Here is a 26148-nt window from a genome sequence, read left to right as displayed (position 1 = left end):
GCAAATGCATCTAAATATTGACGAGCCTGAGTAAGAGTGGAATGCAACAAGATAGACGTTAAATCTCTATACTCCTACAGCCGATTAGTGTGTTGCAAAAATTTGTGGAAATGGTATGAGATAATTAAAGCAATTTATTAAAACCAGAAAAATGCCATTAACTATATCTTCCACACCTCAAGGTTTTAGTGCATTTATTACTAACTTGGGAATACGAGATGCGACTGATGATTTTGTATTTATTAAATCATCAGTTCCTTGTGTTGCTGATGGAGTCTTTACTCAAAGTCTTTTTGCTGGGCCAAGTGTTACTATTAGTCGCGATCACTTAAAAGATTCACAAGCACAAGGAATAGTCGTTATATCTAAAAATGCAAATGTAGCTAATGGTTCTGTTGGCATCGCTGATGCCCAAGAGGTTCTACAATTAGTTGCAACTGAAACTGGAATTGCTGCACATAATATTGTGATAGCTTCGACAGGTGTAATTGGCAGACGTTACCCGATTGAAAAAATCCGGACAGGTTTATTAGGATTAGGGAAAAAATTGACTGCTGCTGATTTTCATGCCGCAGCCCGTGGTATCATGACCACCGATACAGTAGCAAAAATAGCTACACGGCAAATAGGAAATGCCAAGCTGGTAGGAATTGCCAAAGGTGTTGGCATGATTGAGCCTAATATGGCTACTCTCTTAACTTTCTTTTTTACTGACGCTACAATTTCTGCAAATAGCCTTCGTTCTATTTTTCGCTCTACTATAGATAAAACTTTTAACTGTCTGAGTGTAGACACTGATACTTCTACTAGTGACTCCGCCGTGATTCTAGCTAATGGAATAGCCGGTGAAGTTTCAGAAGTAGATTTTGCCAGTGCATTGCAAGAAGTCGCACAAGAATTGGTGTTGAAAATTGCACGAGATGCAGAAGGTGCTACCAAGATTATTGAGGTGACTGTAGATTCAGCGATTAACTATGCACAAGCTAAAAAAGTAGCAAAAGCAATTGTGAATTCACCATTAGTAAAAACCGCCGTCTATGGAGCAGATCCGAATTGGGGAAGAGTCGCTATGGCTATAGGCAAATGTGAAAGTGAACAGCAGATAAATCCAGACAGAGTTGTTATTAGTTTTGATAATGTGAAGGTTTATCCTAATAGTTTAACTAATGAAAATCTGGAACAGTTGCGGCAAATTATGTCAAAAGATCAAGTAAATATTCATGTTAGCCTTAATATTGGTGAATCCTCTGCAACTGTATGGGGTTGTGATCTTTCAGAGGGTTATATAGAAATTAATGGTAAATACTCAACTTGATTAAGCAAGTAAGAGACTATTCATAAAGTAAACCTGAAATTGTAGGGTGCGTTATCGCTGAGAGTACGGCACCATTCTCAAGAGTTTGTGCCGTACTCTCGCAGCTACACACCCTACGTATATTTTCAAAAATCAAACGTGAGTCCTATATTTGCTTTCTAGCCCTATTTTCAGGGCTAGAACCGCTTATTACGAGCCAAGATTAGGGAGAGAAACTTTGGCACCAGCTAAAAATGGGGTTAGGTGCTTTATATTATAAGCAATTCCACGGACATGGTATTAGTTTTCATCTAGAGATAGATAAGTAGCATAGATATATCAATAGCTAAAAGTCAAAAAAGTTGACATGGGTATTTTTTATGTAATATAGTATATTACATAAAGGATGGGTTAAATTAAAAAAAACTTCCTAGCCATTACAGCACGGTGAAAATAAAATTACTATTTGTACGCAATTAGTTAATATTACGAGAAAAATTTTTCAAAATCTCCTACTTAATACCAAATAGTTCGATTAACGCTGTATAACTAAATAAATATGGATTTTGACTATTTTAGAAGCAATGAAGGCACTCCTACAAATAATACCCGGCAAAGCTTGCTTGCTAGCGGTTGGCGACCATTTAACCGAGAATTAGACTGGGGGTTTTTGTGGCATCTATTGTACAGTGACTCCCGCGAGTTAACTCAAAAAAGTTTGAATTTAGCAAGTAATGTTGCTGATACTTTGGGAAGAAATAATTATGCTTGGTGGGCTAACTTATTAAATGTCGTATCTGATAATACCCGCTACGAAGTTGAAAAGTTTTGGAATTACATCACGCCAGATCCTCAATCACCAGATCATCGCTACAAAGATGTTTTGAGTACAGAAACGCCTATCGTCCAATTTGTGAGTCGTAGTAGCATTCCCATTGATTATGTTCTTAACCGACTGCAAGAAATTACTGTACTGCGAGTTTTAGGTGTGTTGGGTAATCCTGACATTATTACGCAGTATTACTCAGAAAGAGATTTTTATTTTCCTATAGATAGATTTGTTAGCTGGGAACGCTTAGATGTTATTAATACTGTTTATGCTTACTGGTCGAAGCATGACGTTTGGTTGCAAATTGACCCCTACGATCGCGGGCGACGACAATATAGTTTAATGGCGAAAAATCTTGCGCCACTGATTAACAAAGCAACTTACGACTTAGCCGTTATGCTGAGTGGATATCAAAGTCGTGTAGGTAAAGTTCATAGTCAATTTTCCATTCGGACATTTCCCGCAGATATACAAAACTTTACTGATTCTGTACAGCAAGCGATTCTGAATCAAAACCAGTTAGCGGTTGTTGTACATGGGAAACCAGGTACTGGTAAAACAGTTTGGACACAGGCAGTTGCAAAAGAAATTCTTGTACCTTTGGGATATGTAATTTTTATTTTAGATCATGATGCGATCGCTAACTTTGTCCCACCGACTTACATAGAGCGTATTTGTATCGTTATTAACGAAGCTGATAATCTAGCACAAAATCGTGCTTCTGAGGTGGCGCAATACAATAACAAAACCGAACACATTCTGAGTTTGCTCGATGGCACTTTGTATCAGAGTGTAATTGATGACTCTGGTATTCAGATGCAGCAACGGTTAGTTGTCTTGATGACTTGCAATACTACAGAAAGATTAGATCCAGCCATGTTACGCAAGGGCAGGGTGGATTTAATATATGAGTTTACGCAACTATTTGTATGAAGGAGGCAGAGGGAAGGGGCAGGGGGCAGGGAGAACTTTCCGCGACGCTCAATGCACTTGCTCTAAGCGTTCGCGCAGCGTCTCTGAAAGAGAAGGCTTTACGCTGCGCTATCGACACAAATCTTTTATACTAGTGCGGCTCTAAACACATAACTAAAGTTTTTATTAATACTTCTTTCCTTCTGCCTTTTTTGTCAATCTACTTTCACCAGAGTTTCACCTGTTCTTGCAATACAAGCTGATGCTGTTTGCGCCAAGCTTGGGGAGGTAAACCGTGATGTTGGCGAAATTGACGGGAGAAATGAGACACATCCTGATAGCCCAATGTTTTCGCTATCTTCTCAACTGTCTGATTATTATTTTGGAGTAAAAAACGCGCTCCCGCCATGCGGCGTTTGACAATCCAGCAATTTACAGTCTCTCCTGTCTGCCGTGCGACTCGGTTGGTTAAGTAAGCAGGTGAATAACCAACAGCAAGAGCGACATCACACAAAGTAATTCCTTGATGATAATGGGCTTCGATAAAGTCGAAAACCTCTTTTAATTGGGGAATGGAGGGAAAGATTGACTTAGAAGGAATGTTGGCTTCTCTATCAGGGGCTTCTTGATCAGAGGCTACGACAACACCTCCAGCGATCGCTGTAGTATCATCTGTAAATACTGATTTTGGTGCTTTCTCGAACTTCATAGCGCACCAGTATTGGAGATTAGCTTGCTTTTGCAAGCGAATAGCGATCGCTCTGAGCAGTTCTTCTAGTGTCGAGGGCTTGGTAAGATAGTCATCTGCTCCCAATTCCATAGCTTTACGAATATCTGATCTGGTGCTACTACCAGTTAGAAAAATGAAAGGAATAATTGCTGTAACAGGATCTTGGCGTAGCGTAGTTAAAACGCTATAACCATCCATATCGGGCATCGTGATATCGCAAATCACTAAGTCGGGTGTACTCTTTTGTGCTTGTTGGATACCTGCACGACCGTTTTGAGCACCTATCATATCAAAACCCTTAGCCTCAAGACCTTTTAAATAAAGATCGCGGGTAACGGTATCATCTTCAATGACGAGAATTTTCTTTGATGATTCGTACATCATTTTCTATTACTATAATTTTTTACAGAAGCTAATTACTACACTCTTTGGTGAGTATCTAAATAGGCATGAAAAATTAATTGCCTCGTTCTGAGAGTTATGATTGTTAAGTTTTTAATTAACAACTATCTTCATTTCAACACTCATAACTCGTAACCAGTTGCTAATTTCATTAATGGCAGCATCACCGTAAACGTAGTCCCAACACCAACTTTACTTTCCACAGAGACTTGACCGTGATGTAAATCTACAAGAGTTTTAAGAATCGATAGTCCTAGTCCAGTACCAGGTATATGATCAATATTACTACCACGGTAAAATGGTTCAAATATTCGTTGTTGATCTATTGCTGAAATACCGATACCCATATCCTTTACCTGAAAAACTAATTTTTCGTTTTGACAATAAAATTTCAATTCAATTGCCATTTTCGAGGAAGAATACTTGATTGCATTATCGAGTAAATTCTTCAAAATAGGTTCTAACAACTTTTTATCTATATTGGCTGTTAAAGAGTTATCTGGACTTATGAAAATGATTGGATTTTGGTTAACAGTCATCTGCATTTGTGCAACCAAATCATCACAAAACTGAACTAACTCAACAGGTTGTGGTTCAAAGTTTAATTTTGCTGCTTCTGCTTTAGAGAAGAACAAAATATCATCCAACATCAAGCTCAGTTGTTCAGTGGCTTTTTGAATATGATCGAGTAGTGGCTGGATTTTCTTCTGTGTACGTTTGTCTACTTCTTCCTTTAGTAAACTATTAGAAAATGAAACAATATTCAGCGGAGTTCGAAATTGATGGCAAACCATAGAAAGAAAACGCGCTCTCAGTTCGCTAAGTTGTTTGGCCTGCTCTAAAGCTTGGTTAAGACCTAATTCTGCATATTTGTAATCGGTAATATCGATACCTGCAATTAATTCAACTGGGTTTCCCCCAAAATCCAGCCCTCCATCAAGCTTGGCAACGGCACAGGCTAGCCAGCGCTCCGTACCGTTTTTTGTCAGAATATTCATCTCCTGGTATTCAAAGTTAGCTGCTTCACCCTGCTTACTTATCTGCCTACGTTTTTTGCTCTTAATTAGTCGGCGAAGGTCAAAACCTGTTAGCAGTTCCTCTTTTGTATAGCCAGTAAGTTGCTCTACTGCCGGATTTATATAGCAAAGTCGTGTGCCTTGAATCAGAAAAGTGCTAGTATCTGTTGTCTCTGCTAAAGTCCTAAATCTAGTTGCGTTTAATCGTAATGCTTCTTCTGTCTGTTTCGATTCAGTAATATCCCAAATACTCCACACTCTTCCAATAATTTTGCCTTCAAGCAACTGAGGTTTAGAGTAATGTGCAAAAACTCTCCCATCTTTCAACTCTAGAATGTCATAGCTCTCGAAATCAGATTGGCTAGACACTTCCCAAATCAGCCGACTAAAGGCTTGTGGATCTTTAAGTTGGTTCTCAAAAAAGGTTTTGCATTGAGGACATTTTTTAGATAGTATTAGAGATTCTGGAATCTGCCACATATCTACAAATTTCTGATTTAAGCTCAGAATATCTCCCTCAAAGTTAACTGCAACAATACCAATGGCAGTAGATTCGAGAGTAGAACGAAGTAACGAAAGAGATGCTTCTAGTTCTACTTCTTTTGCTTTGAGTTGAGAAAATTCTTGTTGTAAATTATCTTTGGCATCTCTTAATTCATCAGTCCACTTTTGTACGCTCAGTTCTACTATTTCGTCATTTTTCTCACGAGCAAAAGCACAACCAAATTCCATATCTTGTTGTTTTACATAGCTCATGGATATTTCTACTAAAAATATCCGGCCTCCTTTTGTCCGATAGCGAGATTTAAAGGTAAGAGAACCCTGTGAGCAAATATCTGACCAATTGTGCAGAGAAAAGTCTACGTCTATATCATGCAGCTTCATGGAAAGTAATTCTTCACGGGAATACCCTGTCATTAGACAAGTGGCATCGTTGACGTAAAGAAACTGCGCGTTTGCTCCTAAACAGAAAGCAGCATCTACAGAGTGATTTATCAGGAAGTGAGCAAACTTCATTTCTACTTCAGGTTGTAGTGCCAATTGATTGTTTGATCTAGCTAGTGTATATTCGCCAGAATTCATATTCCTACTTCCTCCTGGTAATCAATCAGCACTGTAGCCATTAATGAGTTAATAGTCATAACTTACTAAAATTTTTGGTGCACTCTTAGGCTGTTAAAAAATAAAATTAGTTAGTAATTTAAAAAATATTACTAATTGTCTTAATAAAACTTATCATACCAATAAAATGCGAATTTTTAAACCAAATTTTCCTAAAAAAACTAAAACATTAAAAATTTTGTTTTGGACTTAAGCAGCTTTTTATGGCAGCACAAAACCTAGACAAATCAAATATAGATTGACCAATAAACCTGATAGATTAAGAGTTCAAAACTTTTAATCTATCAGTCGGAAAGATATTTTAAATTTAAACTAGCCCTCTACAGAGGTAACTAGTAGTTCATCAACCTAAAATTGTTGCGTTTGGACTGGGGAAAAGTTAAAGGATAACAAATTATCCTTTAACTTTTCGTTCGCCAAGGACTTTGGCGAACTACTAGTACAACACGGGGGAAGTTTGTCTATCTTTAACCAGTTGCTCTAAGCAACTTGTCTGGTTAGTTGAGATAGTAGCTAGATTCCCACCGTGCTGTAATACTGTAAAGTCGTTTTATTTTCAACATAAATGAATTTGCGGTGCTTGGCTTAAATGAACAAATTTCACTCATCAATTTATTTTCTTAATTTATCTTAACTTACTCTTTCAGGGATCTAACTATAGAAGAATATGCTTAGTCATCTGTCGTGAGAAGTACCTTTGTATTAAAAGTACACGTATATTTTCCCGTATAGCGTTGTGTTTGTTTTGTCATAAAGAAACATTGCATTAATATACTAAGTATATAAATTGTTTCAGTAGCAATAAAAAACACTTCTTAGCCAATGCATACTAAACGCTTAGTCATCTCTCTAAGGAAATATCAAAAGTTAAGAAACGATGTATTTATCGTTACAAATAATTGACTCAAAGGGTTTTTGGTGGCAATATGAAAATCGCCAAACTGGTGTAGTTTGACTCATGCTTTAATTCGGATAAAAAGTTGTCTAAGCTCTAAAGCAAAAGAATTGACAACCAGATCAAAAAATTTCCTATTGTAAATCTGGTCATGTGACGCTTCTGCGATGCCTACGGCGGGCTACGCCTACGCAGAATATCAATACTTTAGAGTGATTAAGTTGGGAATGTCGCAATCACAATAAAAGCGAAAGAATTGACATCTGCATCAAAAGATTTTTCATTGCAGATTAGGCCCAGATCATAATAAGCATCACAAGTCAAAAATTTTTCCATGCGGTTTAGTAAGTAAATCGGTGCGATTAAAGCTAGCTATGTTAAGCTTTGCAAAGATTCTGAGACGCGCTTGAATTCAGGTTAGTTGCTAGTTTACATACCCTCACATTATTTAGTTTTTTGCCGCAAACCTACCTTTTGTACTGTAATCATCACCACAGAAGCGAAAAAATTGACACTCCCATCAAAAGATTTTTGATTGCACAAGGGTCTTTCTCTCCCTTATTCTGGTCACAAGAAGCACAACCCCAACTGTTGTATGCTTTTGCTAAAAATTTTTTGGTACCGCGCTCACAAGCATCAATCAGCAGCGATCAACCATTTCTACTATCGACCAAGCTAGGTCATAGCTGTAAGAAACAACAGAGTTGTTTGTATTAGATATTTCTAGATTTCTAGCGCTGTGATTGTAAACTGAAAAGCTTTTGTGTAACTTTATGTAATTACGTGAAACTAATGAGTCAAAACTATACTGGTTCAAACTCTCCTCTCATCACCACTGAGCCATACAAGGAATTTCCAGCAAACAGATATGTAGAATCTGTGTCTGACTCCCTTCAGTTTGATGAATCGGAAAAAAATGGGGAAATTCAGCCTTTTTTAAATGACGAAACACCCCCAACGCTCTCAGTTGCCGATGCGATCGCTCAAATGTTGGTAAATTTGGGAGTAGGCTACGCTTTTGGTGTCGCCGGTGGCGCAATGGCCAGCCTTTGGGGGGCGCTATCCAATAGCAATATAGAAGTGTTGAACTTCCGCCATGAAGCCGGAGCAGCATTTGCAGCCACCGAAGCATACTTTGCCAATAATCGCCCCACCGTAGTTTTTACCACAGCTGGGCCGGGGATCACTAACGCACTGACCGGATTATTTGCGGCTCGTGGTGAAGGTGCAAAGGTGATTTTGTTGTCAGCTTGCACCTCAGCGCCACAGCGTGGACGTTGGGCTATTCAAGAAACCAGCACTTATACATTGCCCAGTGGGGGAATTTTTACCCCAGGAGCGCTATTCAACTATGCAATCACTATTGAATCTGCGGCTCAATTACCGCAGATTTTTCGTAAATTGGCTTTAGCTTTGGCACAACCAGGCGGATTTGTCGCCCATTTGAGTATTCCTACAGCTGTGCAGACAAGTTTAGTTGAAGATATAGCCTTACCCCAACTAGATGTTACCCCGTTTCCGATGACTGCTTCAAAAGAAGCGATCGCTAAATCGGTAAAGTTATTATCATCCGGCCCCTTTGCCATCTGGGTTGGTTTCGGTGCGCGTGATGCAGCAGCCGAAATCCTTCAACTCGCTGAAAAAACTGGAGCAGCCGTTATCTCTTCACCCCGTGGTAAAGGTATATTCCCTGAAGATCATCCGCAGTTTGTGGGTGTCACAGGTTTAGGCGGTCATGCTTCCGTCTTAACTTATATGGAAGAACAACCTCCACTACGCACACTCGTATTAGGAACCCGTCTTGGTGAACCGACTTCATTCTGGAGTTCGGCGCTAGTTCCCAAAGGAGGTTTTGTCCATGTCGATATTGATCCAGAAGTGCCAGGTGTTGCGTATCCACACGTTGAAACTTTCGCGGTTCGGTCTGATATCAAAGCTTTTGTGGAAGAGTTATTGCAGCAATTACCAGATGCTCCTCATTCCACAACTTTGTCGTTACCTCGTCCAGAACACAAAGCAATTGAACCGGCATCAGACGTAGATTATCCAGTGCGGCCAGAAGTATTGATGGCAGCAATTCAAAAGATCATTGTTGAAGGTAGCGATGCGATAGTCATGGCGGAGTGTGGTAACTCCTTTACTTGGTCAACTCATCTACTCCAATTTGCCCAAGCCAATCGTTATCGAGTCAGTACCGGAGTCGGTGCAATGGGTCACGCCGTCACCGGAGTGTTGGGTGCAGCGCTGGCAAACAATAGCAAGGCTGTAGGGATTGTTGGCGATGGAGCAATGTTGATGAATAACGAAATCAGCACAGCCGTGAAATACAAAATTCCCGCCATCTGGATTGTACTCAACGATGCGCGTTACAACATGTGCCATCAAGGGATGAAAATCTTGGGATTAAAGGGCGCAGATGCAACACTTCCACCGACAAACTTTGCCATGATTGCTCGTGGGATGGGAGCAGAAGCGATCGTAGTCGTCAGAGAGTCGGATATTGAAGCGGCATTAGAACAAGCGATCGCATCAACCGTTCCCTTTCTCATTGATGTAGTGATTGACGCCGATCGACCAGCACCTTCTGGTGGACGTAATAAGAGTTTAGCGGCACAAGGAGTTAAATCAAGTTCTGCGAAAAGTGCAGCCAAGCAAGTTTCATTTCCAATGGTTTGATTTTGAAAGCTGAGAATTTCCTTTCAATTGTTATAGGCACTAAAACACCTCAACAAGGCGGATTTTGCAATCCAGTTTGAATTTGTCCATTCAGCAAAAGACAAAGGATAAATTTAGAAGCGGCAAAAACTTTATTCCAGCCAAAAAATGTATCTGCTCAATTAACTGGAATTTTAAAGTTTTGATTTTTGAAACCTAAAGTCTCTTCTTAACACCATCCAATATTAATGTTCGAGAGTGTTTTTGTGTCTACATCTTTACATTTTGTAATGGTAATTACTTTCTCTAACCAATCCCAAACAATATCAAGAGGTCAAGATGCTGCTATTTGAAACTGTTAGAGAAATGGGTCATGAACAAGTTCTATTTTGTCATGGTAAAAACCCCGAAATTAAGGCAATTATTGCCATCCATGATACGAGCTTAGGCCCAGCAATGGGAGCTACAAGACTCATGCCTTATATCAACGAAGAAGCTGCTTTAAAAGATGCGCTTCGTCTGAGTCGGGGTATGACTTATAAAGCTGCCTGTGCAAATATTCCCGCTGGTGGAGCAAAGGCAGTCATTATCGCTAATCCTGAAAATAAAACAGATGATCTGTTGAGAGCTTATGGACGTTTTGTTGATAGCCTGAATGGACGTTTTATCACCGGACAAGATGTCAATATTACTCCTGACAATGTGCGGACAATTAGTCAAGAAACGAAACATGTTGTTGGGGTATCAGAAAAATCTGGTGGGCCTGCTCCCATAACATCATTAGGAGTTTTTCTCGGAATTAAAGCCGCTGTTGAATCTCGTTGGCAGAGCAAAAGACTTGATGGGATGAAAGTTGCAGTTCAAGGATTAGGAAATGTCGGTAAAAATCTTTGTCGGCACTTACATGAGCATGATGTCAAGCTTTTTGTTAGCGATGTAGATCCAGCAAAAACGGAAGAAGCAAAACGGCTTTTTGGTGCAACTGTTGTAGAACCAACTGAAATTTACTCTCTTGATGTAGATATCTTTGCTCCTTGCGCTTTAGGAGGAATTCTTAATAGTCATACAATTCCTTTTTTACAAGCTTCGATTATTGCTGGTGCCGCTAATAATCAATTGGAGAATGAGCAACTACATAGTCAAATGCTTACCAAAAAAGGAATTCTCTACAGCCCTGATTATGTAATTAATGCCGGAGGGCTAATTAATGTTTACAACGAAATGATTGGTTATGACGAAGAAAAAGCTTTTAAGCAAGTGCATAACATTTATGACACGCTATTAGCAATTTTTGAGATTGCTAAAGCGCAGGGAGTTACTACCAACGATGCTGCAAAACGTTTAGCAGAAGACCGGATCAACAATAGTAAGCGGAACAAAACTAAAGCGATCGCAGCTTAATTATTACTATCTTAAGGAGTGAGAAGTGGAAAAAAATACTTTTGCAACATCAGCTTACATTGCTACTTCACCAGAGAGCGCCTTTGACTACCTTTGTAGTTTAAAGAACTTAGACGAATGGACACTTTATAGCCGGATGCAAGAGCAAATTGATGAAGATACCTGGCTCGGAACTGCATCTGGTTATCACAAAAATCTTTACTATCATGTTAAGAAACTAGAAAACCCACTGTTTTATGGTATTGAGTGGCACTGCGGATTAGAGTATCAAAAATATTTTCAGGTTTACCCTGTTTTGCTGTTTCCCACCGACTACATCGAGCCGGGGACAGATGAAAAAGGTGTGTACTTTCATTGGTTAAGCTTTGTCGATCCCAAACGACAGACTCAGATGATTATGCAGGGAATTCACACAGTACACACTTCCGAATGCCGTTCTCTCAAAGGTAATTTGGAACGCAAGGCGGGTCTGACCTCAGCAGCCAAAGGAAGCCACTTTATCGATACAGATACCATTTATGTTGATGCCCCAATTGAAATCGGCATTGAATACTTAAAAGACTTACAAAACGTAGATGAATGGGCGCATTTGCTGCGGCCGAATGGTGATATTAATTCTGAATCAGGTGAATTCAAAGATGAATATGACCAGAAGGTAAAAGTTTCTGTGCGAGTTCATAGTCTGAGTAAATACTACTTGCTTGAACAAGAATATTTTTATCCAGAGTACGACTATTATCAGCGTTCTGTAGCGTTACTTATCCCAACTGCCTACGCTTTCGCTGACCCCGAAGCTTCTGGTTTTATCCTGCATCGCATCACATTTTGGAAAACAGATGGAACTGTTACCCACGGCAAACTTCAAATTGAAGACTATGGCGCTGAGAGCATGAACATCAAACGTTTACTCGAAGCCAAAGCCGGCAACCTCAAATCATTTGATCGGGGAATGAGCTACCTCCCAAAAACTCAAGAATCCCTAGTTACTAACTAAAACCTCAGCGTTCCTCTGCGCTTCCCAGCCTGCGGCAAGCCGCAAAAGCGTCTACAGCGTCCCTTTGCGTTTAAAATTTCTACCTCAATTCTCTGCAACACATGAAATTAAAACAACTTACTATTACCTTTCTAACTTTTTGTGTTGCCGCTTTTTCGGGAATGAAAGCTGCGGAAGCTGCATCCTTTTCAGTAATCGCCGACGGTCTATATAATGCCGGAGGTCTGAGCTTTGGCCCTGATGGCAATCTCTATGTCACAGAGGCAGGAATCGGGGGAAATGGGGCTTGTGTTCCACCACCAAGTGGTCAAGGCGATTCTTTATGCTATGGCACTAGTGGGGCAGTTACCAAAATTGAGAATGGTAAAACCGAACGCATACTTACAGGACTTCCTTCTTTAGCATTACCAGATGGAACCGGAGCCGGTGGCCCTCGTGACATCCAATTTGATGCTACAGGTAAACCTTATGTTCTGATTGGGTATGGGGCGAATCCAGCTTTTCGCGATCGCAATTTAGGTTACACTGACCTCGGTAAAATCATCGCTCCCGACTTTAATACCAATACCTGGGCGAGTGTTGCCGATTTAGCTAACTATGAACTCGCCAACAATCCCGATGGTGGTGATTTCGGTAGCAATCCCTTGGGTTTCGTCATAGATGGCAATAAGTTAGTTGCAGTTGATGCAGGTGCAAACGATTTACTCAGTGTTAACACTGGTGGTAGGAATTTGCAGGCGATAGTTGCGTTTCCCCAAGATATATTAACTAATCCAGTCTTTCCACCCTCCGGTACACCATCCAATGAACCTGCACAGGTTCCATCTCAAGGTGAAGAGGTGCGATCGCAGTTTGCAACCCAAGCTGTACCCTCAAGTGTGGCTAAAGGACTTGATGGCGCTTATTACATCAGCCAATTTACTGGTTTTCCCTTCCCAGAAGGTGGGGCAAAAATCTATCGAGTCGGTGCTGATGGTTTACCCACAGTCTTCGCCGATGGTTTTACCCAACTCACAGACTTGGAATTTGATACTGAGGGCAATTTATATGCTTTGCAGTACGCCAATCAGTCAGCCTGGAAGGGTGATTTTGATGGTTCTGTGATCAAAATAGCTGCCGATGGGACACGCACAACTCTTATGAGTGGCAATGGATTAGAGTCGCCTAGCGCCCTGACTATTGGTGCTGATGGTGCAGTATACGTCACCAACCGAGGCGATCGCCCTGGATTTGGACAAGTGATCAGAATTGAGAATACCAAATCTGTTCCTGAACCTGATTCTGCTTTCGGCGTGTTTGCGATCGCTGCCTTCGGCGTTACTTGGCTGCACAAAAAAAGAATCCCCAAACCGCTCAGAGATAAAGTTGTGGCGCTCAAGTAAAAGTTTCAAACCAATATCAGTTCCTCTCAAGGACATTTACCCTGCATTCTTCAGGGACTAGGATTTCTTGTCTTTAAAACCATAAAACTTTCCCGAAATTAGTAACTCTTAATCTCTCTTGAAAGGTATGAAACTCAAATCATTTGCTCTGACATCTCTGACATTTTGTTTTGCTGCTATTTGCGGAACACCATCTGTACAAGCTGCAACTCTAACGACAATTGTCGATGGAATCAGTAATGCACGGGCTGTTAGCTTTGGCCCCGATGGCAGTCTCTACGTAGCAGAGCCAGGTATCGGAGGAAACGGAAATTGCCAACCATCTCCGAGTACACTGTTTCAGCCTATCTGTGCTGGTAATAGTGGTTCACTGGTCAAAGTTACACCAGGTGGTCAGCCACAGCGTCTATTCAATAACTTTCAATCTATAGCAGAGCAACCAACTGGGAACCAAGGCGCTGGTATTCAAGACGTACAATTTGACTCTCAGGGAAATGCTTATCTTCTGACTGGGTTTGCTGGTTATCCAGGAAATCGTGATTTAGAATCACTTAACCTTGGTGCTAATTTCCCAATCCCAGAGCAGCAACTTGTTACTTTTCCGCCATCCACACCCGATAAAGTCCTGAATACCCCGCTTTTAGCACAACTTTTCAAAGCTGACTTGAATACCGGGGAACTGGAAAGTATTTTTGACTTCGGCAAGTATGAAATTACTAATAACCCAGACCGTGGGGATGTAGTTACCAACCCCTTTGATTTGACCGTTAGTGGTGATACTGCTTATGTCGTTGACGGGGGTGGAAACACCGCCTACAAAATCAAACTTGACGGAAGTGACTTTCAGGCGATCGCAATTCCCAAGAAAGTCCTTAGTGCCTCATCATTACCACCCCTTCCACCAGGACAAGAACTACCTCCAGGGCTAGTAGAGATACTTCCAGGAGGAAACATCGCAATTCAATCAGTACCTACAGGTGGCACAATTGGCCCCGATGGAGCCTTATACGTTGCCGAATATTCAGGTTTTCCATATCCAGAAAATGAATCGCGGATCTTCCGCATCGGTGACGATGGCAACCCAGAGGTTTTTCTAGATGGCTTTACCCAAATCACAGACTTAACCTTTGATGAAGAAGGCAACTTGCTAGTCTTGCAGTTCGGCGACGAGTCTCAGTTGCAAGGTGACTTGCGATTCCTCCCCGGTTCTCTAATTCAAGTTGCTCCCGATTTGACTCGCACAACGCTGGTGGCTGCCGGTGAAGGGCTAGAATCGTCTGCTGGAATCGATATTGGCCCTGACGGGCAAATATACATCACCAAACGCGGTGTTGGGCCAGAACTAGGGTCGGTTGTTCGGGTGGATGGTATCGTTGCCGAAAAAGTCCCCGAACCTACCTCAATCTTGGGCTTATTAGCACTTGCTAGTGTAGGCGCAACTGGTGCGATCGCCAAGCGCAAACGCCAACACAAGTTGGGTGAATTGCTAGCCAAAGCAGAGATAGTCTAATTCCTCATTACCTGGTGTCAGGTAATGGGTAGAAAATAAGCTGCTGCCTCACACAGAAAGTTGCATTTCAAACAAGAGGCAGCAGCCCGAATTTTAGGGTTCCCCAACTAGGACTGGGAACAAAATTAGTCTAGGAAAGAGTATACACTCATACAACCAGGACTTCAAACTCATGGGATTAGTCAAAAATTTGTCACTTGCTATTCTCGGTACAGGATTCACCGTGCTGGCAACAGCAGCCCAAGCCAATGCTGTAACATTAACTTACGACAGAAGTATTGGTAGCCCCGGCTTCGGCCCTGGAGAACTGTTTGTTCCTCAAGGGATAGCAGTGGATAGCCAAGGGAATACCCTCATAGCTAACGGACGCGGTATTAACCCGGCGGATGGTACTCCTAACTACGACCTTGGTAACAAAATTGAAATATTTAATCCTAGCGGTCAGTATATTGGAGCAATTGGCTCCGGCGGCACAGGGCCCGGACAATTTGACGAGCCAACAACTGTAGACTTTAATCCAGTAACAGGGGATCTGTATTCAGGTGATGTTTACAACAACCGCATCAATCAATTCGATTCTCAGGGTAACTTTATTAGATCCTTTGCAAATGGAGCATTTACCCCTCTGGTAGAGGATAGATTGTTCTTTGGGCCATCTGGTTTGACATTTGACAAAACTGGCAACGTGTACGTTGGTGATTTTAACGGCGAAAGGATTCTTAAATATACATCAGACGGACAGCAACTTGGTGTCATTGGTGGTACTAGAGGCACAGCACCTGGTGAGTTCCAAGGTGTAGCAGGTGTAAGAATTTCCCCAGTTAGTGGAAATATTTTTGTAGCTGACCAGTATAACAACCGCGTTCAAGTACTCGATCCAACTGGTAATCCTCTGTTGGCATTTGGTTCAGCAGGTAGCGAACTTGGACAGTTTCTTCAGCCAATTGGCATCGAAGTGGACGACCAAGAGAATATTTATGTAGCTGATTCTATCAACAGCCGCGTTCAGGTATTTGATAAAAACGGTAACTTCTTGACTTCCTTCGGTGAAAATGCCCGCGATGCATCAGGTAATCCTGTACCGCCTCCAGCATTCACTGGCCCTCCTTTTGGCAACCCCCTCGACCTCACTCCCGGCAGATTTAACTGGACGGGTGGCACAACCCTCAAAGATGACAAGCTTTATGTGGGCGATTTCTTCCAAGGTCGCGTCCAAGTGCTAAATGTAGAAAACAGGAAGCAAGTACCGGAGCCAAGTTCAGCACTGAGTTTAGCATTGCTTGGATTTGGGGCTGCTACCATCACATTGCGGAAACGTGGACAACAAAAGCCAGTCTTCAGTTTAGAAAAGGAACTGCAAAAACAGTGCTAGTAGTCTGTCAAGTCGAAATTGATAGGTAAGCAAGTTCGTAGTAAGGACTTTAGTCCTTATTTTCTAAGCACTAAAGTGCTTACTACAAACCTTCAGGACATTAACGGTTAATGCACATTCTGATTTATTCATACAATTATCATCCAGAACCAATTGGTATTGCACCTTTGATGACTGAACTAGCAGAAGGTCTGGTGAAGCGGGGGCATCAAGTGCGGGTAATTACAGGGATGCCTAACTATCCTCAGCGTCAGATTTACGACGGATATCGGGGTAAGTTATACGTTACTGAACAGAAAAATGGTGTCAAAATTCAGCGTAGCTACCTGCGGATTAAGTCTAAACCTAACCTTGTAGACCGGCTACTGCTAGAGTTGAGCTTTGTTTTTACGAGTTTGCCACAAGCCCTCAAGGGTGAGCGACCTGATGTAATTCTCTTAACAGTGCCGCCGTTACTAGTTTGTTTACCTGCAACCTTAATAAGTTGGTTATACAACTGCCCAGTAGTGCTGAATGTGCAAGATATCCTCCCAGAAGCTGCTGTGCGTGTTGGGCTAATTAAAAATAAGTTGATGATTCAAGCTCTGGAAGCTTTAGAAAAATTTGCCTACCGAACTGCACATACTATTAGCGTAATTGCCGATGGCTTTGTAGATAATTTAATCAATAAAGATGTACCTGTTAATAAAATTGCTTGCATTCCCAATTGGGTAAATTTAAATTTTATTCGCCCTTTACCAAAGGAGAATAACTCTTGGAGAGCTACCCATCAACTCGATGGTAAATTTGTAGTGCTTTATTCAGGTAATATTGCTCTGACGCAAGGTTTAGAAACAGTCATAGAAGCAGCAGTTCGGTTGCGTCATCTCAAAGAAATTGTCTTTGTTATAGCCGGTGAATCCCAAGCTCTTGAAAGGTTGCAGAAACATTGTCTTGCTTGTGGTGCAGATAATGTTTTGCTGCTACCGTTGCAAGCGCGAGAAAAACTACCGCAAATGTTAGCAGCCACAGATGTGGGGTTAATTGTACAAAAGTGCAATGTAATTTCCTTCAATATGCCTTCTAAAATACCACTGTTGTTAGCTAGTGGTCGCCCAATTGTGGGTTCAGTTCCCGCTGCTGGGACTGCTGCGAAAGCTATTCGAGAAAGTGGCGGCGGCGTTATCGTTGAGCCAGAGTCAGCAGATGCTTTGGCTGCGGCGGTGCTGGATTTATATAATCAGCCGGAATTAGCAGCAAAATTAGGTCGTAAGGGAAGAAAGTTTGCGGTAGAAAACTATTCCTTTGAACAAGCGCTAGACCGATACGAAGAGTTATTTACTGATGCGATCGCCAAAGAAGCAACGACTTTGGATATATTGCCCGAAATGAGTTCTAAAGAATCACTTATTAATAAAGAGTTTTTGGTACATACCTCGCCCCTTGTGCGCGTAGTATCTCAAAGACAAATAACTAATGACAAATGACCAATGACAAATTCAGATCAACTTAAAAAAACTGACCAAAGCTTGATCGCCCTACTTAGCGATCGCATATCATTATTAGCAGCATCAGAACAACCTTCTTTAGATGAACAACTGGCTGATGTCGCTCCCCTACTCGCTCAAGCTGGTATTCCTGAGTCTGTTTGGGCAGGTGTAGTCAAGAGTTGTCATGCCAGTCTTACCCCTAAATCTGCCACAAATCATGTCAGCCCCCGACAAATTACCATCATCGGTGGATGCGGTAGGATGGGAAGATTATTCAAAGAGCAGCTTTCGTTAGTAGGTCATAATGTTAGCGTTCTCGAACATGAAGATTGGGAATATGCAGAGAAACTGTTAAATCAGGCAGAATTAGTATTAGTCAGTGTTCCGATTGAACATACGGTTGATGTTATCAAGCGGGCTGCAAAATATCTTGCTCCAAATACCGCCTTGTGTGACATCACGAGTATTAAGACTCAGCCAACTCAGGCAATGCTGGAATATCATTCCGGCCCAGTCATGGGTTTACATCCAATGTTTGGCCCAAATATCAAATCGTTTTTGGGACAAAAAGTGGTAGTGTGTCCAGGTCGAAACAATGATTCATTTCAATGGTTATTAGACTTTCTTAAAAGTAAAGGTGGTGAATTAGTTTTTTGCACGCCTGAAGAACACGATCAAATGATGGTGGTTATTCAAGCAACGCAGCATTTCTGTAGATTTAGTCTTGGCGTTTTCTTAGCACAAACAAGAGTGGACATAGAGCAGAGTTTAACAATGTCAACTCCTAACTACCGTCAAGAAATTGATATTGTTAAACGTTTGTTTTCCCAAAATCCTAATTTATGTGTTGATATTATGCTGGCTACCGAAGAAAGGTGTAATGCTATTAGTTTTTTAGCTAATACTTACAGCCGATTAGCGAAACTGGTGGCGAAAAAAGATAGAGATGCATTAATTAAAGAATTTGAAAATACCCAAAGCTTTTTGGAAGAGAAAATTAACACTTTTCTACAGCCTTTACACACAACGGCTCTGCAACGAGATTTTAAACCACAGATGCACACAAATATTAGCATTTGATTAACAAAAAATATGCTGATAGATATCTTTCACGATACCGTTTGCCCTTGGTGCAGAATTGGGAAAAAGCATCTGTTTGATGCACTGGCACAATGGCAAGAAGAAGAAGTGCATATCCGCTGGCACCCATTTCTTCTAGATAATACCGTTCCTGCTGAAGGTTATGAATTTCGTAGTTTTATGCAAAATAGAAAAGGCATGAAAGCGGAAGAATTGCAACAGATGTTTGATTATACACAACGTGCAGGAGAGGCGGCTGGAGTTAAGCTAGATTTTGAAAAAGTCCGTTTGGCTGTCAATACTAAGCTTTCTCATCAACTGATTGCACTTGCCCCCACAAGCGTAAAAAACGATGTTGTAGAAGCTATTTATAAAGCTTACTTTGAAGATGGTTTGAACCTCGGAGATATTAACGTTATTGTTGCCATCGGTACAGCATATCAGATGGATGCTGGCGAATTAAAATTGCAATTAACTAATCATGCTGTGAGTGATGCAGTTGTTGCTGAATCAACATTTGCTCGGTTAAATGGCATTAACAGCGTGCCGTTTTTCGTCATCAATAACAAAGTCAAGGTAAATGGTTCTCACTCGGTAGAGGTATTCCTGGAAACTTTGAATCGTGCTGCACTTTTAGATATACCTGCAAAAATATGATAGTTGACATCAAGCAAAAAAGTAGATTAATTCATCAACGGGTTGCGGTTACTTTTAACTATGAGGTTTATTTCACTCAAAATTTATTTGAGTTGAAAAACCCGACGCTAGCGCAAGTGGTTACAGCAGATGAAGAGACAAAGCCAAAGAAATTAGTTGCAGTGGTAGATGCAGGAATATTAAAGTTTCAACCGGAATTGGTGAAGCAATTAATCGCGTATACCAATTTTTATGCAGAGGTGCTAGCGATCGCAGCTGAACCCATGATAATTTCGGGAGGAGAAGCTGCCAAAAACGATCGCACTTTCGTAGAGCAAATCCACCAACAGATTGAAGCCGCCGGATTATGTCGCCACTCTTACATATTAGCGATCGGGGGCGGGGCGATGTTGGATTTGGTAGGATACGCTGCTGCAACTGCTCACCGAGGAATTCGCCTGATTCGCATTCCGACAACGGTATTAGCGCAAAATGATTCTGGGGTTGGGGTAAAAAACGGCATCAACGCCTTTGGTAAAAAGAACTTTCTCGGCACATTTGCGCCACCTTATGCTGTTATAAATGATTCTGCCTTTTTGACAACTCTAGACGATCGCGATTGGCGTTCTGGGATTGCAGAAGCCGTCAAAGTGGCGCTGATTAAGGATGCTAACTTTTTTGATTATATCCACTCTCACAGCGTAGCCTTGGGGCGGCGAGACATGGATACCATGCAACAGGTTATCTATAGTTGCGCCCAGTTGCATTTAGAACATATTGCCAATAGCGGCGATGCTTTTGAAATGGGTTCGTCTCGTCCCCTGGATTTTGGACATTGGGCGGCTCATAAACTGGAGCATTTGACTAATTATCGCTTGCGTCATGGCGAAGCAGTTGCGATCGGTATCGCTTTGGATAGCACCTATTCTTATTTATTAGGATTGCTTGATTGTTCAGAATGGCAACGGATATTAAATACTTTATCGGCTTTGGGTTTCACGTTGTATGTGCCAGAATTAGCGCAGAATTTATCACAATTGGAACATCCTGATTGTTTGTTCCGGGGTTTAACTGAGTTCCGGGAACATTTGGGGGGAGAATTGACTTTAATGTTGTTACAAGGGATTGGAAAAGGAATTGAGGTTCATGAGGTGAATTTGTTGTTGTATAGGGAAGCAATATCGCTGTTGAGGGAGTTTTTCGGATTTTAAACGCAGAGGGACGCGGTAGACGCTTTTGCGGCTTGCCGCAGGCTGGGAAGCGCAGAGTAACGCAGAGGTTTAATGCTAGGTTTTGAGATGATCTACTACTTTTGAGGGAGGCGGAGAATTTTAAACAGCTTTGTTTGGAAAAGTAGTAGATAAGCAGTATAAAAAGCGAATAAATTGACACCCGATCGAAAAATTATTCAATGTATTATCTGCTTGATATCTAGTACTCTTAAGTAAGAAGCAAAAAGTTTTTAATTACATTTTTCACAAATAATTCGCAGATTAGAATAGGTTGATTTAGATTGATATCGAGTTGTCTAAATTAGTTATTTATAGCATTCATAAATATTCTTTTTCTCTACGATACACTTCGCGTTGGCAAAGCCTCTAGTAGATAAGGCGGTTATTTAATCTTCACAATTTAGATAGCATCGTCATATCTACAAATGACAAATGACAAATGACCCATGACAAATGACAAATGACAATTAGTGAGAAATTACCCATGATTTTTGATTCCCGTTCTTATAAAACCCTTGGCGGTGTAAGTGTTTCTCGCTCCATCACTGAAGTGAAGATGGACACTGCCCTTGAAGATATTCTGTTTCACTTAAATTCTCAGCGTGGAGGCTTGCTAAGAAGCAGCTACGAATATCCAGGCAGATACAAAAGATGGGCAATCGGATTTGTAAATCCACCATTGGAATTGACTACACAGGAAAATGCTTTTAATTTGATAGCGTTAAATGAACGTGGTCAAGTACTTTTGCCATTACTTTTAGAGTGCTTATCTAACTCAACACAACTTGAAAAAGTTACTCTAGATAATAACAATATTGTTGGCTTCGTTAAATCTACAAAAAGATTATTTACTGAAGAAGAACGCAGTAAGCAACCTTCAGCCTTTACTGTTGTCCGCGAAATTCTACATACTTTTTCTAGTCAAGAAGACGAGCATTTGGGATTATATGGTGCGTTTGGTTATGACTTAGTTTTTCAGTTTGAACCAATTACCCAACGTTTGGAACGTCCTACAGATCAGCGTGATTTGGTGCTTTATCTGCCAGATGAATTGATAGTTGTTGACTACTATCAGCAACGGGCATTTCGTCTCCAATATGATTTTCAAACAGCGCATGGCAACACAAAGAATTTGCCTCGAACAGGTGAGTCTGTTGATTATCGCGGAAAACATCTTCTCCCGAATCAAACTGCTGATCATAAAGTAGGCGAGTATGCCAAAAAAGTTGAGGCTGCACTCGATTATTTCCGCCGAGGCGATTTATTTGAAGTTGTTCCTAGTCAAAACTTTTTTGAAGACTATGAAGATGAACCCAGCAAACTATTTGAAACTTTAAAGGATATAAATCCTAGTCCTTATGGGTTTATTTTTAATTTAGGTGGAGAATATTTGATTGGCGCATCTCCAGAAATGTTTGTGCGAGTTGAAGGGAAGCGGGTAGAAACTTGTCCTATTAGTGGCACTATTAGCCGGGGATTAGATGCTCTTGATGATGCGGTGCAAATTCGTCATTTACTCAACTCTCACAAAGATGAAGCTGAGTTGACGATGTGTACTGATGTCGATCGCAATGACAAATCCCGAATCTGTGAACCTGGTTCAGTACAAGTGATTGGTCGTCGTCAAATTGAATTATACAGCCATTTAATTCATACAGTGGATCATGTTGAAGGTATATTGCGATCGCAATTTGATGCCTTAGATGCCTTTCTTTCCCACACTTGGGCGGTTACAGTCACCGGCGCACCCAAAAAAGCCGCCATAGATTTTATTGAACAGCATGAACGTAGCGCCCGCCGTTGGTATGGTGGAGCAGTCGGCTATTTAAATTTCAATGGCAATTTAAATACTGGATTAATTCTGCGGACAATTCGATTAAAAGACTGCATCGCCGAAGTGCGAGTTGGCGCTACTGTCCTTTATGACTCCATACCCCAAGCAGAAGAACAAGAAACAATTACCAAAGCTGCTGCTTTATTTGAAACGATTCGCCGTGTTAAGCAAACGAGTCAGAAAATTGATGAATCCAGTTCCTTAAAATTAGCTAAAATCCTCCCAAGGGCGGCAACTGGCAAACGTATCTTACTAATAGATTATGAAGACTCATTTGTTCATACATTAGCTAATTACATTCGCCAAACTGGTGCAAGCGTCACTACATTACGTCACGGTTTTTCTGATTCACTATTCGACAAAGAACGCCCTGACTTAGTTGTATTATCTCCCGGCCCTGGTAGACCAAGTGATTTTGGAGTTTCGGAAACTATCGGCGCCCTTCTTTATCGCCAAATTCCCATTTTCGGAGTTTGTCTAGGACTGCAAAGCATCGTTGAAGCTTTTGGCGGAGAATTGGGAGTTCTCAACTATCCTCAACATGGTAAATCTTCACGGATTTTCGTTACTGATTCCGATTCTGTCACCTTCAAAAATTTACCGGAATCCTTCACAGTCGGTAGATATCACTCATTATTTGCCCTACCGCAGCATTTGCCAAAAGAACTGAAGGTGACAGCGATTTCTGATGACGATGTAATTATGGGCATTGAACATCAGACACTTCCCATCGCCGCCGTTCAGTTTCATCCAGAATCAATCATGACTTTAGCCGGGGAAGTCGGTCTGGAAATCATTAAAAATGTGGTGCGGGCATATACACACATCGAAGAGTCATTAGTCATTGGTCATTAGTCATTAGTCATTTGTCATCAGTCATTTGTCAAGAGTAGGAAATTCTCGCCCTTCCCTAAGAATTTTATGATTAAGCAAGTTACGACTTCCCGCCATATTCTTGAAGAAATTGTGTTGCATAAAAGGCAAGAAGTTGCACAGATGCAGCAAGAATTTTCTTTAGCTGATTTGCAACAGCAATTAATTGCGGCTCCAACTATCCGAAATTTCCTGGCTGCTTTACAACAAAATCCTCAGCAACCTAGCTTAATTGCCGAGGTAAAAAAAGCATCACCTAGCCGTGGGATTATTCGGGCAGATTTTGACCCTGTAGCGATCGCTCAAGCTTATGAACGAGGTGGTGCAGCTTGTCTATCAGTCCTCACTGATCATAAGTTTTTTCAGGGCAGTTTTGATAATCTGCGTGGTATCCGTCAGCAAGTAGCATTACCCCTACTGTGTAAGGAGTTCATCATTGACCCCTATCAAATTTATTTAGCACGGACAGCAGGCGCAGATGCAGTTTTGTTGATTGCCGCTATCTTATCAGACCAAGAACTTCAAAGCTTTTTGCGACTGATTCACTATTTGGGCATGAATGCACTGGTAGAAGTCCATACTTTAGCTGAACTAGATCGAGTGCTTAAGCTTGACGATTTACATTTAGTAGGAATCAACAATCGCAATTTAGAAAATTTTACCGTTGATTTAGGAATAACACAGCAACTTTTAACACAGCGCCAGCAATATTTGCAAAGTTTAGATATCACCGTCGTTAGTGAGTCTGGACTTTATACACCTGCTGATTTATCTTTTGTTGCTGAAGCTGGTGTCCGTGCGGTTTTGGTTGGAGAGTCTTTAGTTAAACAAAGCGATGTAGAACAAGCTGTGCGTAGTCTTTTGAGCCTTTCTTAGAATACAGACCTAACCCCCAGCCCCTTCCCTGCAAGGGAAGGGGAGTAAGATTCAAAGCCTCTCTCCTTTTAGGCTACGGTGTACACACAAGTCCTAAAAACCTAGCTTGATAAGACTTTCCTCGTTCCCAGTCTCCGACTGGGAATGCATTCATTGAGTCTCTGACTCAATGCCAGATTGGAGGCAGAGCCTCCACGAGGAGCATTCCCATGTAGAACATGGGAACGAGATAAAAACGAGGTAAACGAGATAAACGACAAAAGAATGGAAAATCAAGCTTTTTTCGACTTGTGTGTACACTGTAGCCTTGGCAAGGGGGAGTTAGAGGGGGTCAAAAGGACTTGTGTGTACACCGTAGCCTTTTAGGAGAGAGGTTTGGAGAGAGGTCAAAGTATATTGCATCCAAACGAGAAGCGCTCTAATACTCGTTAACGGAGATAAAAGACTCATTAACGGAGTTCAAAGACTCATTAACGGAGATAAAAGCCTCATTAACGGAGATAAAAGCCTCATTAACGGAGCTAAAAGACTCATTAACGGAGATAAAAGCCTCATTAACGGAGTTCAAAGACTCATTAATGGAGATAAAAGCCTCATTAATGGAGCTAAAAGACTCATTCACGAGTATCAAAGACTCGTTAACAAAAAATTTAGCGTGGGTATCGCTAATTGCTAAGTGTTGATTATTCCAGAACTATTAACCAATCATTAACTATTTTTCTGCATGACTTCTATCTCCGCTCATTTTCAGACTTTACGCGATCGCCAACAGTGTGCTTTAATCCCTTTTATCACAGCAGGCGATCCTAACTTAAAAACCACTGCCGAAGCTTTACGTATCTTAGATCGCAACGGTGCTGACTTTATCGAGTTGGGCATTCCCTACTCCGATCCTCTCGCAGATGGGCCTGTAATTCAAGCAGCAGCAACTCGCGCTTTGCAAAAAGGCACGAAATTAGAGCAAGTGCTAGAGATGTTAGAAGCTGTAATTCCTACCATGAAAGCGCCAATAATTCTATTCACTTATTACAATCCCATTTTGCACCGGGGTATTAAGACATTTTTACTAAAAATTGCTGCGGCTGGAGTGCGCGGGTTGGTAGTACCAGACTTACCCTTAGAAGAAGCAGAAGAATTAATCCAAACTGCTGCCTCTTTTGGAATTGAGGTAATTTTACTTGTAGCTCCTACCAGTTCTAAAGATAGAATTTTAGCGATCGCTCGTCAATCTCAAGGTTTTATCTACCTAGTAAGCGTCACCGGAGTTACAGGTATCCGCGCTCAAATCCAAGACCGCGTAAAAGATTTAATTACCGACTTGCGAAGCGTCACCGATAAACCTATCGGCGTTGGTTTTGGCATCTCAGCACCAGAACAAGCGCATCAAGTCATGGAATGGGGAGCAGATGCGGTGATTGTTGGTAGCGCCTTCGTCAAACGTTTAGCTGAAGGTAGCCCAACTGAGAGATTGCAAGCCGTGGAAAAATTTTGTCAGGAACTCAAAGCAGCAATTACCCCAGTATCCCTGCAACAAGTTGGTTCCGCAAAGTAAAAAGGTACATCATAGTCCCCTCTCGAAGAACCTACGGTGTAAACACAAGTCTGAAATAGCTCATTAACCAAGGTTTTACCCC

The 26148-nt window shown here is 41.3% G+C and carries 17 protein-coding genes; 15 read left to right on the top strand and 2 right to left on the bottom strand.

What is annotated here, in order from left to right; translation table 11 throughout:
- The first annotated feature begins 151 nt into the window (after positions 1–151).
- Together argJ and HUN01_RS30120 are read left to right on the top strand one after the other, a co-directional pair.
- The gene (gene argJ, locus HUN01_RS30125; RefSeq protein ID WP_181929247.1) at positions 152–1315 is read left to right on the top strand and encodes a bifunctional glutamate N-acetyltransferase/amino-acid acetyltransferase ArgJ; all 1164 of its coding nucleotides are present in this window, start codon (positions 152–154) and stop codon (positions 1313–1315) included.
- A 538-nt stretch (positions 1316–1853) separates the two neighbouring features.
- Complete coding sequence (locus tag HUN01_RS30120) at positions 1854–3056, top strand: AAA family ATPase (RefSeq protein WP_181929246.1); 1203 nt, start codon at positions 1854–1856, stop codon at positions 3054–3056.
- 205 nt (positions 3057–3261) lie between these two features.
- Here HUN01_RS30120 and HUN01_RS30115 read toward each other — a convergent pair whose 3' ends face one another.
- Together HUN01_RS30115 and HUN01_RS30110 are read right to left on the bottom strand one after the other, a co-directional pair.
- Complete coding sequence (locus HUN01_RS30115) at positions 3262–4149, bottom strand: response regulator transcription factor (RefSeq protein ID WP_181929245.1); 888 nt, start codon at positions 4147–4149, stop codon at positions 3262–3264.
- Between the two features lie 140 nt (positions 4150–4289).
- Positions 4290–6266: a scytonemin biosynthesis sensor histidine kinase gene (locus HUN01_RS30110; protein ID WP_181929244.1), complete on the bottom strand. Its 1977-nt coding sequence runs from the start codon at positions 6264–6266 to the stop codon at positions 4290–4292.
- 1726 nt (positions 6267–7992) lie between these two features.
- Between HUN01_RS30110 and scyA the strand changes: the two genes are divergently transcribed.
- From scyA to trpA, 13 genes are all read left to right on the top strand, one after another.
- Positions 7993–9876, top strand: a complete 1884-nt coding sequence (scyA, locus tag HUN01_RS30105) for a scytonemin biosynthesis protein ScyA (RefSeq protein WP_181929243.1) — start codon at positions 7993–7995, stop codon at positions 9874–9876.
- A 318-nt stretch (positions 9877–10194) separates the two neighbouring features.
- Positions 10195–11256, top strand: coding sequence for a tryptophan dehydrogenase ScyB (scyB, locus tag HUN01_RS30100; RefSeq protein ID WP_181929242.1), 1062 nt, complete (start codon positions 10195–10197; stop codon positions 11254–11256).
- A 25-nt stretch (positions 11257–11281) separates the two neighbouring features.
- Positions 11282–12250, top strand: a complete 969-nt coding sequence (scyC, locus tag HUN01_RS30095; protein WP_181929241.1) for a scytonemin biosynthesis cyclase/decarboxylase ScyC — start codon at positions 11282–11284, stop codon at positions 12248–12250.
- A gap of 101 nt (positions 12251–12351) precedes the next feature.
- Positions 12352–13632, top strand: a complete 1281-nt coding sequence (locus HUN01_RS30090) for a ScyD/ScyE family protein (protein ID WP_181929240.1) — start codon at positions 12352–12354, stop codon at positions 13630–13632.
- A gap of 127 nt (positions 13633–13759) precedes the next feature.
- Positions 13760–15142: a ScyD/ScyE family protein gene (locus HUN01_RS30085; protein WP_181929239.1), complete on the top strand. Its 1383-nt coding sequence runs from the start codon at positions 13760–13762 to the stop codon at positions 15140–15142.
- Positions 15143–15314: 172 nt separating this feature from the next.
- Positions 15315–16514, top strand: coding sequence for a scytonemin biosynthesis PEP-CTERM protein ScyF (scyF, locus tag HUN01_RS30080; RefSeq protein WP_181929238.1), 1200 nt, complete (start codon positions 15315–15317; stop codon positions 16512–16514).
- 110 nt (positions 16515–16624) lie between these two features.
- Entirely contained in the window at positions 16625–17980 is a 1356-nt protein-coding gene (locus HUN01_RS30075; protein WP_181929237.1) for a glycosyltransferase family 4 protein, read from the top strand.
- Between the two features lie 3 nt (positions 17981–17983).
- Positions 17984–19063, top strand: coding sequence for a bifunctional chorismate mutase/prephenate dehydrogenase (tyrA, locus tag HUN01_RS30070; RefSeq protein WP_181929236.1), 1080 nt, complete (start codon positions 17984–17986; stop codon positions 19061–19063).
- 12 nt (positions 19064–19075) lie between these two features.
- Positions 19076–19720 carry a DsbA family oxidoreductase gene (locus HUN01_RS30065; protein WP_181929235.1) on the top strand — a complete coding sequence of 215 codons (645 nt, stop codon included), beginning with the start codon at positions 19076–19078 and terminating at the stop codon, positions 19718–19720.
- Positions 19717–20910 carry a 3-dehydroquinate synthase gene (locus HUN01_RS30060; RefSeq protein WP_181929234.1) on the top strand — a complete coding sequence of 398 codons (1194 nt, stop codon included), beginning with the start codon at positions 19717–19719 and terminating at the stop codon, positions 20908–20910. Before HUN01_RS30065 ends, HUN01_RS30060 begins: the two co-directional genes overlap by 4 nt.
- A 505-nt stretch (positions 20911–21415) precedes the next feature.
- On the top strand, positions 21416–23620 hold the full coding sequence (locus HUN01_RS30055; protein WP_181932873.1) for an anthranilate synthase: 2205 nt from the start codon (positions 21416–21418) through the stop codon (positions 23618–23620).
- A 66-nt stretch (positions 23621–23686) separates the two neighbouring features.
- Positions 23687–24514, top strand: coding sequence for an indole-3-glycerol phosphate synthase TrpC (gene trpC / locus HUN01_RS30050; RefSeq protein WP_181929233.1), 828 nt, complete (start codon positions 23687–23689; stop codon positions 24512–24514).
- A 724-nt stretch (positions 24515–25238) separates the two neighbouring features.
- Positions 25239–26066, top strand: a complete 828-nt coding sequence (gene trpA, locus HUN01_RS30045) for a tryptophan synthase subunit alpha (RefSeq protein WP_181929232.1) — start codon at positions 25239–25241, stop codon at positions 26064–26066.
- The last annotated feature ends 82 nt before the right edge of the window (positions 26067–26148 follow it).

This window comes from Nostoc edaphicum CCNP1411, from assembly GCF_014023275.1.
Lineage (GTDB): Bacteria > Cyanobacteriota > Cyanobacteriia > Cyanobacteriales > Nostocaceae > Nostoc > Nostoc edaphicum_A.
The sequence above is the reverse complement of the archived record's forward strand: the minus strand, read 5'-3'. Positions and strand labels throughout refer to the sequence as shown.

Bases quoted from the DNA above. Each gene is read 5' to 3' on its own strand.
- argJ (WP_181929247.1), top strand. From the start codon at position 152: ATGCCATTAACTATATCTTCCACACCTCAAGGTTTTAGTGCATTTATT.
- HUN01_RS30120 (WP_181929246.1), top strand. From the start codon at position 1,854: ATGGATTTTGACTATTTTAGAAGCAATGAAGGCACTCCTACAAATAAT.
- HUN01_RS30115 (WP_181929245.1), bottom strand. From the start codon at position 4,149: ATGATGTACGAATCATCAAAGAAAATTCTCGTCATTGAAGATGATACC.
- HUN01_RS30110 (WP_181929244.1), bottom strand. From the start codon at position 6,266: ATGAATTCTGGCGAATATACACTAGCTAGATCAAACAATCAATTGGCA.
- scyA (WP_181929243.1), top strand. From the start codon at position 7,993: ATGAGTCAAAACTATACTGGTTCAAACTCTCCTCTCATCACCACTGAG.
- scyB (WP_181929242.1), top strand. From the start codon at position 10,195: ATGCTGCTATTTGAAACTGTTAGAGAAATGGGTCATGAACAAGTTCTA.
- HUN01_RS30090 (WP_181929240.1), top strand. From the start codon at position 12,352: ATGAAATTAAAACAACTTACTATTACCTTTCTAACTTTTTGTGTTGCC.
- HUN01_RS30085 (WP_181929239.1), top strand. From the start codon at position 13,760: ATGAAACTCAAATCATTTGCTCTGACATCTCTGACATTTTGTTTTGCT.
- scyF (WP_181929238.1), top strand. From the start codon at position 15,315: ATGGGATTAGTCAAAAATTTGTCACTTGCTATTCTCGGTACAGGATTC.
- HUN01_RS30075 (WP_181929237.1), top strand. From the start codon at position 16,625: ATGCACATTCTGATTTATTCATACAATTATCATCCAGAACCAATTGGT.
- tyrA (WP_181929236.1), top strand. From the start codon at position 17,984: ATGACAAATTCAGATCAACTTAAAAAAACTGACCAAAGCTTGATCGCC.
- HUN01_RS30065 (WP_181929235.1), top strand. From the start codon at position 19,076: ATGCTGATAGATATCTTTCACGATACCGTTTGCCCTTGGTGCAGAATT.
- HUN01_RS30060 (WP_181929234.1), top strand. From the start codon at position 19,717: ATGATAGTTGACATCAAGCAAAAAAGTAGATTAATTCATCAACGGGTT.
- HUN01_RS30055 (WP_181932873.1), top strand. From the start codon at position 21,416: ATGATTTTTGATTCCCGTTCTTATAAAACCCTTGGCGGTGTAAGTGTT.
- trpC (WP_181929233.1), top strand. From the start codon at position 23,687: ATGATTAAGCAAGTTACGACTTCCCGCCATATTCTTGAAGAAATTGTG.
- trpA (WP_181929232.1), top strand. From the start codon at position 25,239: ATGACTTCTATCTCCGCTCATTTTCAGACTTTACGCGATCGCCAACAG.